The organism is Kovacikia sp. CALU 1929, from assembly GCF_056784235.1.
This window is the reverse complement of sequence record NZ_JBXBCF010000065.1, coordinates 128,729-143,742: the sequence shown is the minus strand read 5'-3', so window position 1 is coordinate 143,742 and position 15,014 is coordinate 128,729. Positions and strand designations below refer to the sequence as shown.

16 protein-coding genes are annotated in these 15,014 nt (G+C 49.9%); 10 read left to right on the top strand and 6 right to left on the bottom strand.

Going from position 1 to position 15,014, the window contains the following annotated elements; genetic code table 11:
- The first annotated feature begins 297 nt into the window (after window positions 1-297).
- The 9 genes from trxA to AC1S52_RS12280 all read left to right on the top strand — a co-directional run bounded on the left by trxA (window position 298) and on the right by AC1S52_RS12280 (window position 6,625).
- Window positions 298-615 (top strand): thioredoxin, encoded by a 318-nt coding sequence (gene trxA, locus AC1S52_RS12320; protein ID WP_482029305.1) that lies wholly within the window; start codon window positions 298-300, stop codon window positions 613-615.
- A 458-nt stretch (window positions 616-1,073) separates the two neighbouring features.
- Window positions 1,074-1,661: a helix-turn-helix transcriptional regulator gene (locus tag AC1S52_RS12315; RefSeq protein WP_482029304.1), complete on the top strand. Its 588-nt coding sequence runs from the start codon at window positions 1,074-1,076 to the stop codon at window positions 1,659-1,661.
- Window positions 1,662-2,033: 372 nt separating this feature from the next.
- Window positions 2,034-2,426: a hypothetical protein gene (locus tag AC1S52_RS12310; RefSeq protein ID WP_482029303.1), complete on the top strand. Its 393-nt coding sequence runs from the start codon at window positions 2,034-2,036 to the stop codon at window positions 2,424-2,426.
- A gap of 57 nt (window positions 2,427-2,483) precedes the next feature.
- Window positions 2,484-2,945, top strand: coding sequence for a hypothetical protein (locus AC1S52_RS12305; protein WP_482029302.1), 462 nt, complete (start codon window positions 2,484-2,486; stop codon window positions 2,943-2,945).
- Window positions 2,946-2,947: 2 nt separating this feature from the next.
- Window positions 2,948-3,946 carry a hypothetical protein gene (locus AC1S52_RS12300; RefSeq protein ID WP_482029301.1) on the top strand — a complete coding sequence of 333 codons (999 nt, stop codon included), beginning with the start codon at window positions 2,948-2,950 and terminating at the stop codon, window positions 3,944-3,946.
- A gap of 98 nt (window positions 3,947-4,044) precedes the next feature.
- Window positions 4,045-4,827, top strand: coding sequence for a DUF4333 domain-containing protein (locus tag AC1S52_RS12295; protein WP_482029300.1), 783 nt, complete (start codon window positions 4,045-4,047; stop codon window positions 4,825-4,827).
- Window positions 4,828-5,042: 215 nt separating this feature from the next.
- Entirely contained in the window at window positions 5,043-5,678 is a 636-nt protein-coding gene (locus AC1S52_RS12290; RefSeq protein WP_482029299.1) for a MotA/TolQ/ExbB proton channel family protein, read from the top strand.
- A 3-nt stretch (window positions 5,679-5,681) separates the two neighbouring features.
- On the top strand, window positions 5,682-6,098 hold the full coding sequence (locus tag AC1S52_RS12285) for an ExbD/TolR family protein (protein WP_482029298.1): 417 nt from the start codon (window positions 5,682-5,684) through the stop codon (window positions 6,096-6,098).
- A 110-nt stretch (window positions 6,099-6,208) separates the two neighbouring features.
- A complete protein-coding gene (locus tag AC1S52_RS12280; RefSeq protein WP_482029297.1) occupies window positions 6,209-6,625 on the top strand; it encodes an ExbD/TolR family protein in 417 nt (138 codons plus the stop codon).
- A 124-nt stretch (window positions 6,626-6,749) separates the two neighbouring features.
- Here AC1S52_RS12280 and AC1S52_RS12275 read toward each other — a convergent pair whose 3' ends face one another.
- The 6 genes from AC1S52_RS12275 to AC1S52_RS12250 all read right to left on the bottom strand — a co-directional run bounded on the left by AC1S52_RS12275 (window position 6,750) and on the right by AC1S52_RS12250 (window position 12,577).
- On the bottom strand, window positions 6,750-7,670 hold the full coding sequence (locus AC1S52_RS12275) for a hypothetical protein (RefSeq protein ID WP_482029296.1): 921 nt from the start codon (window positions 7,668-7,670) through the stop codon (window positions 6,750-6,752).
- 36 nt (window positions 7,671-7,706) lie between these two features.
- Window positions 7,707-8,501, bottom strand: a complete 795-nt coding sequence (locus AC1S52_RS12270; RefSeq protein ID WP_482029295.1) for a hypothetical protein — start codon at window positions 8,499-8,501, stop codon at window positions 7,707-7,709.
- Between the two features lie 16 nt (window positions 8,502-8,517).
- Window positions 8,518-9,321 carry a phosphate ABC transporter ATP-binding protein PstB gene (gene pstB / locus AC1S52_RS12265; protein WP_482029294.1) on the bottom strand — a complete coding sequence of 268 codons (804 nt, stop codon included), beginning with the start codon at window positions 9,319-9,321 and terminating at the stop codon, window positions 8,518-8,520.
- Entirely contained in the window at window positions 9,315-10,265 is a 951-nt protein-coding gene (pstA, locus tag AC1S52_RS12260) for a phosphate ABC transporter permease PstA (RefSeq protein ID WP_482029293.1), read from the bottom strand. The genes pstB and pstA overlap by 7 nt, the downstream gene beginning before the upstream one ends.
- 123 nt (window positions 10,266-10,388) lie before the next feature.
- Window positions 10,389-11,321: a phosphate ABC transporter permease subunit PstC gene (gene pstC / locus AC1S52_RS12255; RefSeq protein WP_482029292.1), complete on the bottom strand. Its 933-nt coding sequence runs from the start codon at window positions 11,319-11,321 to the stop codon at window positions 10,389-10,391.
- 233 nt (window positions 11,322-11,554) lie between these two features.
- A complete protein-coding gene (locus tag AC1S52_RS12250) occupies window positions 11,555-12,577 on the bottom strand; it encodes a PstS family phosphate ABC transporter substrate-binding protein (protein WP_482029291.1) in 1,023 nt (340 codons plus the stop codon).
- Window positions 12,578-13,251: 674 nt separating this feature from the next.
- Here AC1S52_RS12250 and AC1S52_RS12245 point away from each other — a divergent pair.
- Window positions 13,252-14,961 (top strand): iron uptake porin, encoded by a 1,710-nt coding sequence (locus AC1S52_RS12245; RefSeq protein WP_482029290.1) that lies wholly within the window; start codon window positions 13,252-13,254, stop codon window positions 14,959-14,961.
- Window positions 14,962-15,014: the final 53 nt, after the last annotated feature.

Sequence of the window (15,014 nt, the reverse complement as noted above, 5' to 3'; positions counted from 1 at the left end):
AAAGTAGGTTACTGTATCCAGATTTCCGTTTGTGACTACTGATAACCGTAGCCGTCCTTAGTAAAAGGGCGGCTATTTTTTGGCAAATCAAAAGTAGCACAGTAGATTACCGACCACTGCCACTGCCCACTCAACTACTGGCTTGCGCCCTACCACTTACTATCGTTCGGCTGAGTGGTTACCTCAAAGCCTATCATCTAAGATTCTCTGCCCCCTGACCCCGACCTCTGCTGAGATATCTAGCTCCGATTAGCATAAGAGTATTAGGTGAATCGGTTCGTTAGCAGAGGTACAAAGATGATCATTAAAAAGCAATTTGGCAGCTTTGAGGAAATGTTAGCAGGTTCTAGTTTGCCAGTTTTAGTTGATTTCTATGCAACCTGGTGTGGTCCCTGCCAGATGATGGCAAGCATTCTTGAGCAGGTAAACAGCCAGATGAAAAATCAATTAAAGGTCGTCAAAATCGATACAGAGAAATATCCCCAATTAGCATCTACCTATCAGGTCCATGCTTTGCCAACGCTGGTTCTGTTTAAGCAAGGACAAGCTGTTGAGCGAATTGAGGGCGTACTGTCAGCCGAGCAATTGATTCAGCGGTTGAAACGATTTGTTTGAGAAAGTTTTCAGCCGTTTAAAGCATTTCTAGAGCGTACTTTAAAGGTTCAGACCCAGGTAGTATTGGCGACTGTTGGCAAAGCGTTCCCGTAGGATAGGTGCGACTACACAGACGGAACTTGCCTATAGCCTGCGGCAATGTTTTGTCTGCGGTGGCATCAGAGGGCTAATGGCAATGGGGATTGCATAAAACAGCAATCCTGTTTAGCGGTTGTCGGTAATTAAATTTGCAGAGAGGGATGATGAAATAAATGAGCCATCTCTATACGATCTAATTAACTTAATAAAGTTTCAACACATCCAGGAAGAACTTCTGCTGCACGTACTAGAACTTGTGAGGTCATTCCTGGATGTTTTTTTCTTCTTTTTCCCTTTGATTGCCTGGATTGCTGAAGCTATCCCCTACCTGGCGACCCAGTTGATCATCACTTGGTTTGTTGTTTAGCCCCCCAGGAAACATGCTGAGTCAACTAGAGCGAACTGAACCCACCACCCCAATGAATCCCATGTTGCTACAAGGGGTACTGGAAGGAATGACCGATGGCATTATGATTCTTTCTGATGAAGGTGAGTTGGTCTATCACAACTACTATGCCCATAGCGTTTGCCAAAAAATGAATCCGGGTAAACCTGTTGCTCAGGCAATTCCCGCAGAAATTTGGCGGAACTGTCAGGCATTGATTGACAGCCGTGATGTTTATTCCGATCAGCCGGTTGTGATTGAGTCTGAGGTTACTCTGAGCCAGTCTAGAGTTTATCGAATTCGAGTCCGATGGTTGATGCTGGAAGATCCCCAACGTCCTTACCTGGTTGTTTTGCTTGAGGATCGTTGCCAATCATCCCAAAATCGGGCACTGGCGGAAGCACTCCTCTACAATTTGACTCCCCGGCAGGCTGAAGTATGGTTGCTGCGCCGTGCTGGTTTTAGTTATCAGCAGATTGCGGGTGAACTATTTATTACAGTTAATACGGTGAAGCGTCACTTGAAGGAAATTTACACTAAGAAAAAAACAGCGATCGCCCCTGAGTATCAAGCTGCATACTAAGGTTCCAGAAACATCGGTATAGAGAAAAATCCCTTGTAAAGATGCTCTGCCTGAGTATTTCTACAAGGGATTGTTGTGTAGGAAAGATTTTAGGTAAAAGAGGCGATTTTTTTGCCAACTTTATAGTACTAGTGTACCATATCGATAGATTGATTTTCTTCCCCTAAATTCACTGTCTTCGGCGGATGCCTTTGTCACCGGAGCGGATTTCGTTAAATGGGTCAGGTTCCCAGTTGCTTGACTGACACTGCGGATCGCTACCTTTAAATTCGTTAGAGCCTGGGGAGTTAGACCTTTTCTGGTGGGCATGGGACAGTCCCGGCTTGCCCTGTCTTGAGTCTGGAATGTTTAGTGATTTTTCGAGGATTAGCCATGATGAATCGTCGTAAATCTCACCCTGCGAATGTTAAATATATGCTGGCAGGTGGGTCAGTGGTTGCCGCTTTTGGCATGTTGATTGACCCCAGCGGGCTACTACCCCAGGTTGCCCCCACTAAAGATATTTGCCAGGAGATAGTGCAGTCGCGGACGGTGTTATCAAGGGAGCAGTTATCCCGATTGTTGACTGTCCCGGAAGGTTCTGGCAAAGAGCAGGTGCTTCAGGTGGTGAGAGAGCCTTACTGTAAGCTCCAAACTCTGCAATTAAGAGCTGGTGAAGTTTCTCAACGGGAGGCGTATCCACTGGCGTTTGACCCCCAGACCTGGTTGGTTGTTCTGTATGAAGATGACCAGTATGCGGGCTATTCGTTTAGTTTTCGGCATTGATTGGGTCAGGGGTTAGGTATTAGGTGTCAAGGAATGGTTGACAGGTTTCTAGCGTGGATGACTAAAACGACTCATTGGGCAGGGGCGGTTACAGGCGTGATTGCTTTACTGCTGGTGGGATGTAGCCATACCTCCAAGCCAGAACCGCTGGTTGACTTGAAGTTGTATCAAACCTGGGAACTGCAACCGGGCGATCGCTTTGATGGACGGTTGGTACTGGGTGGACTGGGCGATATTTCTATCGCGCTGGATGGCAGCAGTGTCTATGCTCCCTTTAACGGAAAGGTAAAGCCAGAGCGGCGCGGTTGCATTGTGTTTTCCAGTTCTGAGGTGCCCGCCTACCTGTTTCGGTTGTGTGGACTAAATCGTCCTCGTCTAGGAATGGTCAAGCAGGGGGATGCCATTGGACGAGGGCGATCGCTGCAATTTGCTGCTCTCCGTAAACAGCCCAACGGCACCTGGGCGATCGTCGAACCTGCCAAAGCTATTCTCCGTCGTACCCTCACCAAGCCTCAGTAACCATGAAAGTCTCACAATTTCTGGCTGCTTTAAGCTGCTTTACCGTTAGTCTGGGCATCTCATCCAATGCCCATGCCGCCAGCAGTACCGGGGCGATCGACTTTTCGGTTCCCAAAAGTGCTTCTCCGGCGAATCCCCTCGCTTTTCTGGCGAACCCCGAAGCAAGCCAACCTCCTGCCCCCGCAGAAAATTCTCTTTCTGAAACGCCTCCCCCCTCTCCCGACGAGATCGCCCTCGCTCCCAATTTCCCCCCTTCCCCCATTCTCGACTTCCCTCCCCTCCCTCCCTCTCCCTCTTCCTCCCCTATCTCCCCTATCTCCCCTTCTCCTCCCTCTGTTCCTCCCTCTCTCTTCCACGGCAACTCCGATTCCCTGGTCGCCCGAACCGTCGGACATGCGGAAGGTACCCGTGCCCCTGATGGCAGCAAAACCAGTGCCTACTATGGACATTCCGATCCGGGTAATGGGGTGTGGAACCTGGGTAGCTTTTCCTTTCAGCACTGTCGGGAAGCTCAGTATCAATGCTCGACTCCAGAGGAAGCGGATGCCCATCAACTCCAGCGGTTGCAGGGACAGGCAGAAACGCTACGGCAACGGGCTGAAGCGGTGAGGATTACCCTGACACTGCTGGAAGAGCTAAACGGAATTGATCTGGCAAACCAGGCTCCTTTGGCTGCACTGGGACAACCGGGATACATGGAGTGGTTGAAAAAAGCTCAGGAGATGGGGTTGAAAGATGAGGATGCTGTGCTGTGGGCGCGGGTCAAGTCCTACTGGGATCCCGATCTGGATGGGTGGAATGCACCGGGGTTGGGCAATAGTGAACCACAGATTGAGCATGACCAGCACCGGAGACTGAAGGCGATCGCCCGTGCCCTTGAGGTTTACACTCAGCAGGTTGCAGCGGGTAAGATCCCCCATCGATCCCAGGCAAGCGTTAAGGCGAAGCCGCCAGAAGAGCAGGCAGCGGACCGGATTATCTTTCAAGACCTATCGCTTTAACCTCTTCTTTACTAATCACCGTTGGTAAACATGCGATAGTAGCTCTAGTTTTAGTCGCTCTGAGTTTAAGATTGGGGCGATCGCTGGAGAAGATAACTGTGAATGGGGTTAGCAGACAAACATCAACCTGGGTTCGTCAGATGGTGCTGATAGCAGGTGCGGTCATGTTAACCGCCTGTAGCCGTGGGTTGGACACTGACAAAATTGCGGAAACCGTTCAGGATGACATCATTAAGCAAGGTGGAGTTTCCCTGAAGCAGGTTGTATGCCCGGATAGGGTTAAATCGGAAGCTGGGCAAACCTTTGAATGTGTGGGTGTTTTAGACCCTGAGGGCAATTTTGCCATCCCCGTCACCCAACAGGATGAGCAGGGTTCCGTTCGCTGGAGTGTACCCAGTGTGAAAGGTCTGATCAACCTGGTGGATCTTCAGACTTCCATGCAACAAACGCTGGAAAAAGAGGTTGGGCAGGCAACCATCGACTGTGGCAAGAGCATTTATCGGGCGGCGAAACCAGGCGATCGCTTTGAATGCAAGGTACTGAAGCGAGGCATCCAGGTAACGGCTAAGGCAACCCCCTCTCCACCAAAGTCAAGCAACCAACCTGTGGCTCAGGTGAGTGCGAAACCATCCCCTAAAAAGGATCAGCCCGAAACCATCATGGTCATGGTTGATCTGGTTGGAAATGTCAACTGGCAGCGAGTCTTCGCTGGCGCAGATCCCAAAGCCGCATCCGCTCCTACCGGACAACCAGCAGCAACTAAGGCAAGTGCCAATGATTCCCCTGCCGCCGCTGCCCCACCAAAACCGAAGCCAACCGTGACCACAGAAAATATTCCAGACCCTAACCGTCCTGGTGATGATGAAGTCCTGGTAGATTAACGGAAACGGTTAATCAGGAATTGAATGGTTTTAATATTTTGATTTAATTTTCCTTACCTGCTCTTAACCGATCGCTTTTGTGGTTCAGGTATTCTAGCAGGATGTCCAATTCTATTCCCTATGCAGTATAGGGAGTAGGACAAGCAAAATTTTCCAGTCTAGGCACCTCCATCAGCCTCGTTCGTGTTTCTAGCCTTCTCAATGTTTAGAATGATATGTCTACACTGTTCGACATCGTATTAAAAGGCGGTCCGGTGATGGTTCCGATTGTGGGACTATCCGTAGCAACGGTTGCCTGTGCCCTGGAACGGGGAATCTTTTGGATTCGGTTGTTGAGAAGTGAGGCTCAAATTGCCCACGATGTATTGGAAGCCGCTCGTTACGATCTGGATGAAGCTAGCAAGATTGCTGAACAAGCCCAGGATTTGCCGATTGGGCGCTACCTGCTTGCCCCTTTGAGGTTAAATCAGCCAAATCCTGAAACCTTTCGACTGGCGATGGAGTCTGTGGGGGACAAGGAATTTGTCGAGATGCGGAAGGGCGACAAGCTCCTGGAAACTGTTGTGGCAGTGGCACCACTGTTGGGACTACTGGGTACGGTAACGGGTCTAATTGCCACCTTTGGCAATCTCAACATTGGGGGCGGTGGCACTAGTGAACAGGCAACCAAAGCAGCAGCCGGTATTGGTGAAGCGCTGATTACCACGGCAGCAGGAATGATTGTGGCAATTATTGCACTGCTGGTTTACCGTCTATTTGTGACCCTCCAGTCCCAGCAAATGAATTACTTTTCTGACCTGGGAAATGAACTGGAACTCATCTATCGCCAAGTGTGGTACGAACCGGAGTAGTGGATGTCATCCAGAAGAAAGCTAGAACAGTACGGAGCGATTCCAGAAATCAACCTGATCCCAATGATGAACGTGATGATGGGGATTCTGGCGTTTTTTGTCATGATTACGGCAACCCTGCGAAACCTGCAAGCCGTTGATGTGGCGATTCCCAGCAATCAGGTCAGTCCTTCTCCCCAGGAAGTATTGCCAGAGCCACTGATTGTGGATCTGAACGCCAGCGGGCAAATTACGATCGCCCAAACTCCCGTTACCAGGGATCAACTAATGGCAGCCATGCAGGACTATCTGGTGAAGAATCCCAAGGGAGCCGTACTTTTACAGCCCTCTCGCAGTCTCAAGTATGATCAGGTGGTTCAATTATTAGGTGAAATGCAGACGGTGGGGGGCGATCGCGTTTCCCTGGCACTGGAAGGTTAAAGACTGAAAGCATGGCTATAGCGTTTTTGAATCCAGTGAGGTACATGGATAGCCGCAAAACCCTTGAGTCAAATAGATGAGATGTACCTCACCCAGAAAGGAAACGCTATATGAGGCGAAGACAGCAACTCAATGCAGGGATACCAGAAGTTAATCTGGTGCCGATGATGGATGTGCTGATGACAGTTTTAACCTTTTTCATCATCATTTCCATGACCCTCACCGGGCAGCAGTCAGCAGTTAAGGTTGACCTACCCTCTGCCCAACTGGGCGTGAAGGAACAAAAAGCAACGGATATGATGATCGTCGGGATGGATAGCCAGGGGCAAATTCTGGTACAGGGGCAACCCGCCACCATTGACCAACTGGCGGAGCAAATGTCTGCTTATCTGGATACCCATCCCAACGGCATCATTGTTCTCAAGGCAGACCAGAAGCTAGATTACGCCAAAGTTGCCAGTCTGCTAGAAATTATGCGAGACATTGGGGGCGACAGCGTTTCCCTTGCCGTAGAGCAAAAGTCGTAAGGGATGTGCCCCAAAATAAAGTACCTGCTAGACAAGCTGCTCCACGATGGATTCCCGCCTGCGCGGGAATGACGTTGGGACTTTATTAATTTGCGAGTCCCTAAAGTGCGATCGCCTGATTGCCCTAAATATTGCCTGCCGCAGGGTTTTTGCTATGAGTTTTAGCGGGTGAGTCCTTCCACAGAACAATCAAAGTACTTTTGTCTTCCTTACCTTTGACCAAATTGAAATATCGCACGTAGTCATCCCGCCTGACTTCATAAACTGGACCACCGCCATACTCTCCCACCTTTTTTAAGGTGAAATCGGAGTAAAGCTGGGTCAGGCTCTCAACTACCTCAGCGGGATTTTGGGGCAGTAAATATTCCACTCCGATTAAGCCCTGTTTACCTTCTTTTTTCTCCGGATTTGTGAAAAATTTGGCTGCTTCCCCATCAGCAAATAAGTCCTCAACCTTATCTTTGTCCGTAATCTGGCGACCATTCTCCAGATTTTGCAATCGTTCCACGATCGCTTGAGTATCCGAGTCAAGACCTCGGCGTTGGCTGGCGGCTACCGTAGAGTCAGTGTTTGAAGCATCAGAGTCTGGAGCGTCTGTTGGTTCAGCCGTTGGAGAACTTCCCGGTATGGGAGTAGACCCTACCCGTGCCAAAGGAGTTGCCTCCTCAGAATTCGTTGAATCGGTTGAGTTACTTGGTTCAACGGAGGGCGAAGCTTCAGCAGCCGGTGCCTGATAGGACGGGGGGGGTGCTGGGTTGGGGGGTGTCAAAGGAGGTGGAACTGGGGCGATCGCTTTCTGCTGAGCGGGTGGACTTGTCTTTGTGACCGCTTTCTGGGCGGGTTTCTGAGCAGGTTTCTGAGTTGTGGGCTTCAAATCTGGTAGCCGATTATATTTAACGGGTTGCTCCGTTACCTGAGGCAACTCCTTCTGAGCGCCGCCCAGCGGCACGAACAGAAAAAAAGCGTGCAAACCCAATGCCAGGAACAGCATCGGTCGCCAGAGGATACTGAAAGCAGAAGGTGGATTCTTGGTTGCAACAGACATTTGGGTATCCATCATTGATAGTTCCACAGGTGAAAATCATTGCACAGGTGAATCCTTCCACACCATAATCAGTGTCCCGGTTTTGTCCCCCGTGGGCACGATGTTTAAGTAGCGAACATCGGTTCCCTTTTTCAACTCGTACACCTCCCCACCGCCATACTCTCCCTTCAGCGTCAGCGTGTACCCTTTCGCCTTATAGATCCGCTCAATATGTTCATAGAAAAGGATATCGGGCTTGATTGGACTGAACCAATCGAACGCCACCAACCCTTTCCGCTTCGTTAATTTGACCGGATCAGAGAAAAAAGCATTGGGATCGGGGAACAGTTCAGCCGTTACGGGAGCATCGGCTGGGGCACGGAGGGGTTCTGGGATCTCGCTCCCATCAACCTGAGTCCGCATCACAACAAATTCGGTAAAAGGCTCAGTAAATGCTTCCGTCACCTCATCCACTTTAGGTCCTTCCGCTCCACCAGGTTTATCGTTCTTGGCGGTGGGAGAACCCGTTGGGTTTGGGCTAGCGGTTGGCGAAGGAGTGGGGGAAGGTTTGGCTACAATTGCCGGAGGTGGAGCCGGAGTTGTCCGCCGTTTCACCACGGGTCTGGTTTTTGCAGCCGATCTTGGAGGCTGGTTCAGATTTGTTTTTGTTTTGGGAATGCGGGTGATTTTAACCGCTTTCTCATCCGCCTGGGGGGGTGCTTTTTTCTGCTCCCCCAGGGGCGCAAACAGAAGCATGGCATGGCATCCCAGGGCAATAACCAGCATTGGTCGCCATAAAAAACCAAAGGTAAATGGCAGTTTTTTGGCTTTTAAAGGCAGTAAATTAGCCATACTCAACTTCCTACCTCTAGCCAAAACGCCCGCTAATGTAATCTTCGGTCTGTTTCTTTAAGGGATGGTTAAACAGAGCCTTCGTATCATTGAACTCCACCAGTTCACCCAAAAACATAAATGCGGTGTAGTCTGAAAGCCGCGCCGCCTGCTGCATACTGTGCGTCACAATCAAGATGGTGACGTGTTGCTTGAGATTGCTCATCAATTCTTCAATGCTGGCAGTGGCGATCGGATCTAACGCCGAGGTTGGTTCATCAAACAAGAGCATTTCGGGATCGGTTGCCAGGGCACGGGCAATGCAGAGCCGCTGTTGTTGCCCCCCAGACAGGTTATAAGCTGGCTCTTTCAAACGGTCTTTGACTTCATCCCAGAGGGCAGCCAGCCGGAGTGACTGTTCCACCTTTTCGTCGATCGCTCCCCGTCTGCGCTCATTCCGCACCCTCAGACCGTAAGCCACATTTTCATAGATTGACTTGGGGAACGGGTTTGGACGCTGAAACACCATGCTAATTCGCATCCGGACTTCAATCGGGTCAACCCGTCGATCCAGAATGTTGACATTGGAGTCCAGCAGAATTTCCCCTTCGTAACGGTTGCCGGGATAGAGGTCATGCATCCGGTTAAAGCATCGCAGCAGTGTGGTTTTGCCACACCCTGACGGTCCAATCAGGGCAGTTACCTGATGGTTAGCAACCTTCAAATTGATGTGCTTTAGAATGCCAACCGAGCCGCCGTAGTAAAAACTCAGATCCTTGACCTGGGCTTTGGGTTGAATTGCGCTCAGGCGGTGTGACGATTTGGACAGTTCTTCTACCATTTGATCCCTTTCCGAAAACGATAGCGGAGGTAAATTGCCAGACCATTCATGGACAGGGTCATAAAAATCAGAACCACACCAGCGGCAGCAGCATTAACCTGAAACTCAATTTCAGGGCGAGAGACCCAGTTGAACATTTGAATCGGCATGACGGTGAAGGGCGACTTCAACCACTCTAGAGAGATGAATGGAAATTCTGGCTGAACGGGGGCAGGGGGCAGGAAGGCAATAAAGGTGAGGGCACCGATCGTCACTAGGGGAGCGGTTTCCCCAATCGCCCGCGACACGCCAATAATCACTCCCGTCAGAATGCTGCCAGCCGAGTAGGGCAGAACGTGATCCCAAATCATCCGCCACTTGCTTGCTCCCAATGCATAAGCCGCTTCACGCAGGCTATCAGGAATTGCCCGTAGTGCCTCGCGGGTGGTCACAATCACCACGGGCAGAATCAGCAGCGCCAGGGTTAACCCAGCCGTCAGAATACTCTCACCCAGGTTCAGAATGTAGTTGAAAAACCCCAGCGCCAGCAGACCATAGACAATCGAGGGCACCCCTGCCAGATTGGTGACATTGATTTCAATCAGAGCAGACAACCAATCCTTACGGGCATACTCTTCCAGGTAAATACCCGCTGCCACTCCTAAGGGCACTGCCGCCGTGGTTGTCACCAGCATCACCAAAAAACTTCCGACCCAGGCAGACAGAATCCCTGCCATCTCCGGGTCGCCGCTGGGAAATGAAGTAAAAAATTGCCAGGAAAGACGGGGCACCCCCTGTACCGCTAACTGAAGCACCAGTGCCAGGATCACAATCAACCCCACCAGAATGGATAACAATCCCACCACAGCAAACAGGGCACTAAACAACTTACGGCGATCAATGTCAGCTCGCAGTTCCTGTAAATCTCGCGCTTGATTTTGTTCTTGTAAATTCTCTGCGGTCATGGGGGAGAAGAGTTGAAAGTTGAGAATTGAGAGTTGAGAGTTGAGAGTTGAAAATTTTGAGTTTTGAGTTGATGGTATTTCCCGCTCACCCGCTCATCCGCTCACCTGATACCTCATTCCCCTCTAATACTTCTCTCGAAAACGTCTGCTTAAGAAGTAGCCGATGATGTTAAAGGTCAAGGTAATCAAAACCAGGGTTAGACCGGCGGCAAAAATTGTTTGGTATGCGATGGTGCCGTGGGGGGTGTCACCCAGGCTGACCTGGACGATGTACGCAGTGATGGTGGCAGCGGATTCGAGGGGATTGAGGGTGATGATGGGTTGTAGTCCGGCAGCGATCGCCACAATCATGGTTTCCCCCACTGCTCGCGAAATACCCAAAATGTAGGAGGCTGAAATGCCCGAAATAGCCGCTGGAAACACGACTTTCCAGGCGGTTTGAAATCGGGTTGCTCCGGTGGCGTAGGAGCCTTCGCGCAACTCAATGGGAACTGCTCGCATCGCATCTTCGCTGATGGAACTAATGGAGGGGGTAATCATGACACCCATGACCAGTCCCGGACTCAGCATATTGAAGCCCGACAGTTCAGGTAGCAGGATTTGCAACAGGGGGGTGACAAACAGCAGCGCAAAGTAGCCATAGACCACGGTGGGAATGCCTGCCAATAGTTCCAGAATCGGTTTAACGGATTCACGCAGTCTGGGAGAGGCAAATTCCGTCAGGTAAAGGGCGGCGATCGTTCCCAGGGGTATGGCAACAAACAGCGCGACCGCAGAGGTGACTAACGTTCCACACACCAGGGGCAAAATGCCGTAGCGGGGCGGATCAAACAGGGGTGCCCACTCGGTACCAGTAAGAAATTCCCATAGGGAAATGTGCTGGAACAGTTGGACGGATTCGCTGACCAGAATCCACATAATCGCGACTGTCGTTGCTACCGATGTGAAAGCGGCAAGGAACAGGACAGTGGCGATCGCCCGTTCCCTCAGTTCACGGTTTACTTTGCGTTCAGCGAACAGGGTAGATCGGGCAATGGGTAGAGAGGGATCGGTCATGGAAGAGGTGTCAGGTGATAGGTGTCAGATGATAGATGTCAGGAATGAGAAAGCTATAGGGATTGATTGCAGTGATGCCAACTGACGTAAACCACTCTGGTAATTGAGATCGCAGTAAGGATTGAGAAAATAAACCAGAAGCCAGTCACAGAAACCGACTTCTGGGTCAGACACTAATCGGTGCGAGGATAACTGACTGAGCACCAAGCTGATGCCCAAGCTCGGAAACTTCCCTACTGAGGAGTGCGGCTCAAAATTTCTCCTACCTTCACTCCAATCTCTTCCTTACCACCAAACACGGTGCCAACTTGGTTATTCTGGAATCGAGCCAATGCTTTGGTGTAGTCTCCAGAGGTCAGTGGGACGTACTTAACCGCATTGACGGCTGCCTGGGCATTCTTCATGTAGTACTCGACGAATGCCTTGACTTCGGGTTTCTTTGCAGACTCGGCATTGATATAGATGAAGATAGGACGAGACAGGGGTGAATAGGTGCCATTCTCGACTGCTTGCTTGGAGGGCAAAACCGCTTTTCCAGTTTTGGGATCAACCACTGCCACAGCTTTCAAACGGCTCTTGTTTGCTTCGTAGTAAGCCAGACCAAAGTAACCCAGTGCATTCTTGTCACGGGAAACGCCCTGCACCAGTACGTTATCGTCTTCACTACCCGTAAAGTCAGACCGGCTCTGCTTAGACTTTCCGTTGACTGCTTCTGTGAAATAGTCAAAGGTTCCAGAATCAGCACCGGGACCAAATAGTTTTAATGGTGCATCGGGCCAGTTTGGCTCAACCTGGTTCCAGCGGGTGATCTTACCCTGAGCGGCTGGTTCCCACATTTTCTTCAGTTGGGCAATCGTCAGGGTGCCTGCCCAGGTATTCGCGGGGTTAACCACAACGGTCAGAGCATCGTATGCCACGGGCAGTTCAATATACTTAATGCCTTTCTCGGCACACACCTTCATTTCCTTTGCCAGGATGGGGCGAGAAGCATTGGAAACATCTGTGTCCCCACTACAGAATTTCTTGAAGCCACCGCCTGTACCGGAAACACCTACAGTAACTTTCGCTGCTCCGGTCTTCTGAAACCCTTCTGCAATTCTTTCGGTAATTGGGTAAACGGTGCTGGAGCCGTCAACTTTAACGATGCTTTGGGACTGAACCGCCGGTACAGAAAGACCAACTGCCGTAGCTGATGCCGCGATCGCACCCAGAACCGTAAAGCGATTGAGCTTAGATTTCAGTGCGTTAATTGCCATAAACCATCTACTCCGTGAAGCTACACATGCGTAAGAAATGTCAACTTAGTTACGATACATGCCCAAGGTTAAGAGTCTGTGATGTAAAAGCTTATACGGGGTAAAAATAATATAGTAAGGTTAATCTTTAGTTAACAAATTGTCGTCAAATGGTAAAGAAATAGGGGTTTAGACTTCAAGCCATCCTACTCCCCTTTGTCTGCACGAATCTTAGTAGGGGATTTTTATTTGAATGTACTAATCCAGTTAGATCCTATTTAAGTGTGATGATTTTCAAATAAAACCTGAATAACAAAACTCTCTGAAGTCAAAGTGTCCTGACTTGTCTTTAATTCCCTTGGGGAAGTCGGTTACAGCTTTAGCTAAAAATTGTCAGGGCAGTATAGAGGAAGAGTCGGTGTCTCCAAAATCCCCAATAGCTTTGTGAAAATCCAGCCACAAATTACGATTTAACCTTATCTTTAACTGTCCTTAACGGCTGATTATTTTTCTGTTTGTTTTCAATTAACGGCTCTGGTTGTAGGGTTATAAGTGTATCCATTTACAAGATGGCTGATTAGCCCTTTTCTGTTGTTTTAGCTTTCTATTCGATCGCTGGAAAAGTAGGCTTTTTACTTGGTAGAGCTTACCGAATTGAAGCAGTATTAGAAGTTATTGGATGTGAGGAAAGAAACATGCATCGTGTAATACGCAGCACCTTATTCATTGCTCCGGCAATTTTAGGGGCAACGGTATTTGTTAACTCTGCCTTGGCACAACAAGCTGAAAGTGGTTTGGTCAATCAAGACTCTGCTACTCCCTCAACGCTGTCCACCAATCTGTCTACCCTGGAGAAGGTTGCCGATTACAGCAGCGACGAATTTGAGACCGTATCGGGTCAGGTCACCTCTGTTTCCCAATTGACCGATGTCAGACCTACAGACTGGGCGTTCCAGGCATTACAATCCCTGGTTGAGCGCTACGGCTGTATTGTTGGCTATCCCGATCGCACCTACCGCGGCAATCGTGCCCTCAGCCGCTACGAGTTTGCCGCTGGGGTCAATGCCTGCCTCGACCGGATCAATGAATTGATTACTGCTGCAACGGCTGACCTGGTACGAAAAGAAGACCTGTTGGCATTGCAAAAGCTTCAGGAAGAGTTCGCGGCTGAACTGGCAGTCCTGCGCGGTCGGGTGGATCAACTGGAAGTTCGCACTGCCACGCTAGAAAGACAGCAGTTTTCTACCACAACCAAGCTAGTGGGTGAAGTGGTGTTTGCGGTCGCTGACACTTTCGGCGATCGTGCTACTCGCAATGGTAGCGATGGATTTTTAAGTGGAATTAATGCTGGTAACGAAGGACGCTTACGCGATGACCAAACTGAACCGATCTTTGTTAATCGGGTTCGACTCAACCTGGATAGCAGTTTCACCGGCAAGGATACGTTAAGAATCCGGATGCAGGCACGCAATGTCACGCCCTTTTCTGGTGCTTTCACAGGAACCAACATGACCCGCCTGGGGTTTGATGGCGACAATAATAACCAGGTTGACGTTAGCAAGGTCTACTACCGCTTCCCGGTTGGCGACAATCTTCGGATTCAGGTAGATGCGACCGGGAACGAGTTTTACAATGGACTGGTTAGCACGCTCAGCCCCTTTGCAAGCAGTGGCAGTGGTGCGTTATCTCGGTTTGGGCGTTTCAACCCGATATACCGGAGCAGTGCGGCTGGAGCAGGTTTTACCTTTGCCTATAAGTTCGGTAGCTTTCTTACCCTTGAGGGGGGGTACATTGCTGATACAAACAGCAACGTACCCAGTCCGAAAGATGGTTTGTTTAATGGTGCCTTTACAGCTCTCGGACAGGTTGTGATCAAGCCGACCAAAACCATCGACCTGGCGTTTACCTATACCCGCGACTACTTCCCTGGCAACGAGGTCAATATTACGTCCAGTACTGGTAGCGGATTTGCTGCCAATCCCTTTGGTTCAAGTGCAACCCTTCGTAGACCCACCTCCTCAGATACCGTTTCCGCTCAACTCCAGTGGAAACTCAGTCCCCAGTTCATTGTAGGTGGCTGGTTTGGCTACTCCTGGGCAACTCAGCAAAATGGTAATAATGACGCAACGCTCCTAAATGGGGCTGGATTCTTAGCCTTCCCTGACCTGGGTAAGAAGGGCAACCTGGGCGGCATTATTGTGGGTGTTCCTCCCAAAGTCATCGACAACGATTTGGCTACCCGTGAGGATAACGATACTACAATCCATCTGGAAGGCTTATATCGTTTTCGGGTAACTCCAAATATCGCAATCACGCCAGGCATCATTGTGCTTCTGAATCCAGAACATAACAACGACAACGCTACCCAGTTTGTTGGTGTTATTCGGACAACTTTTTCATTCTAAAACCGATTTAAACGGTTATCGCAACGCTAATTTTTCTTCACCTGAGTTTTAGG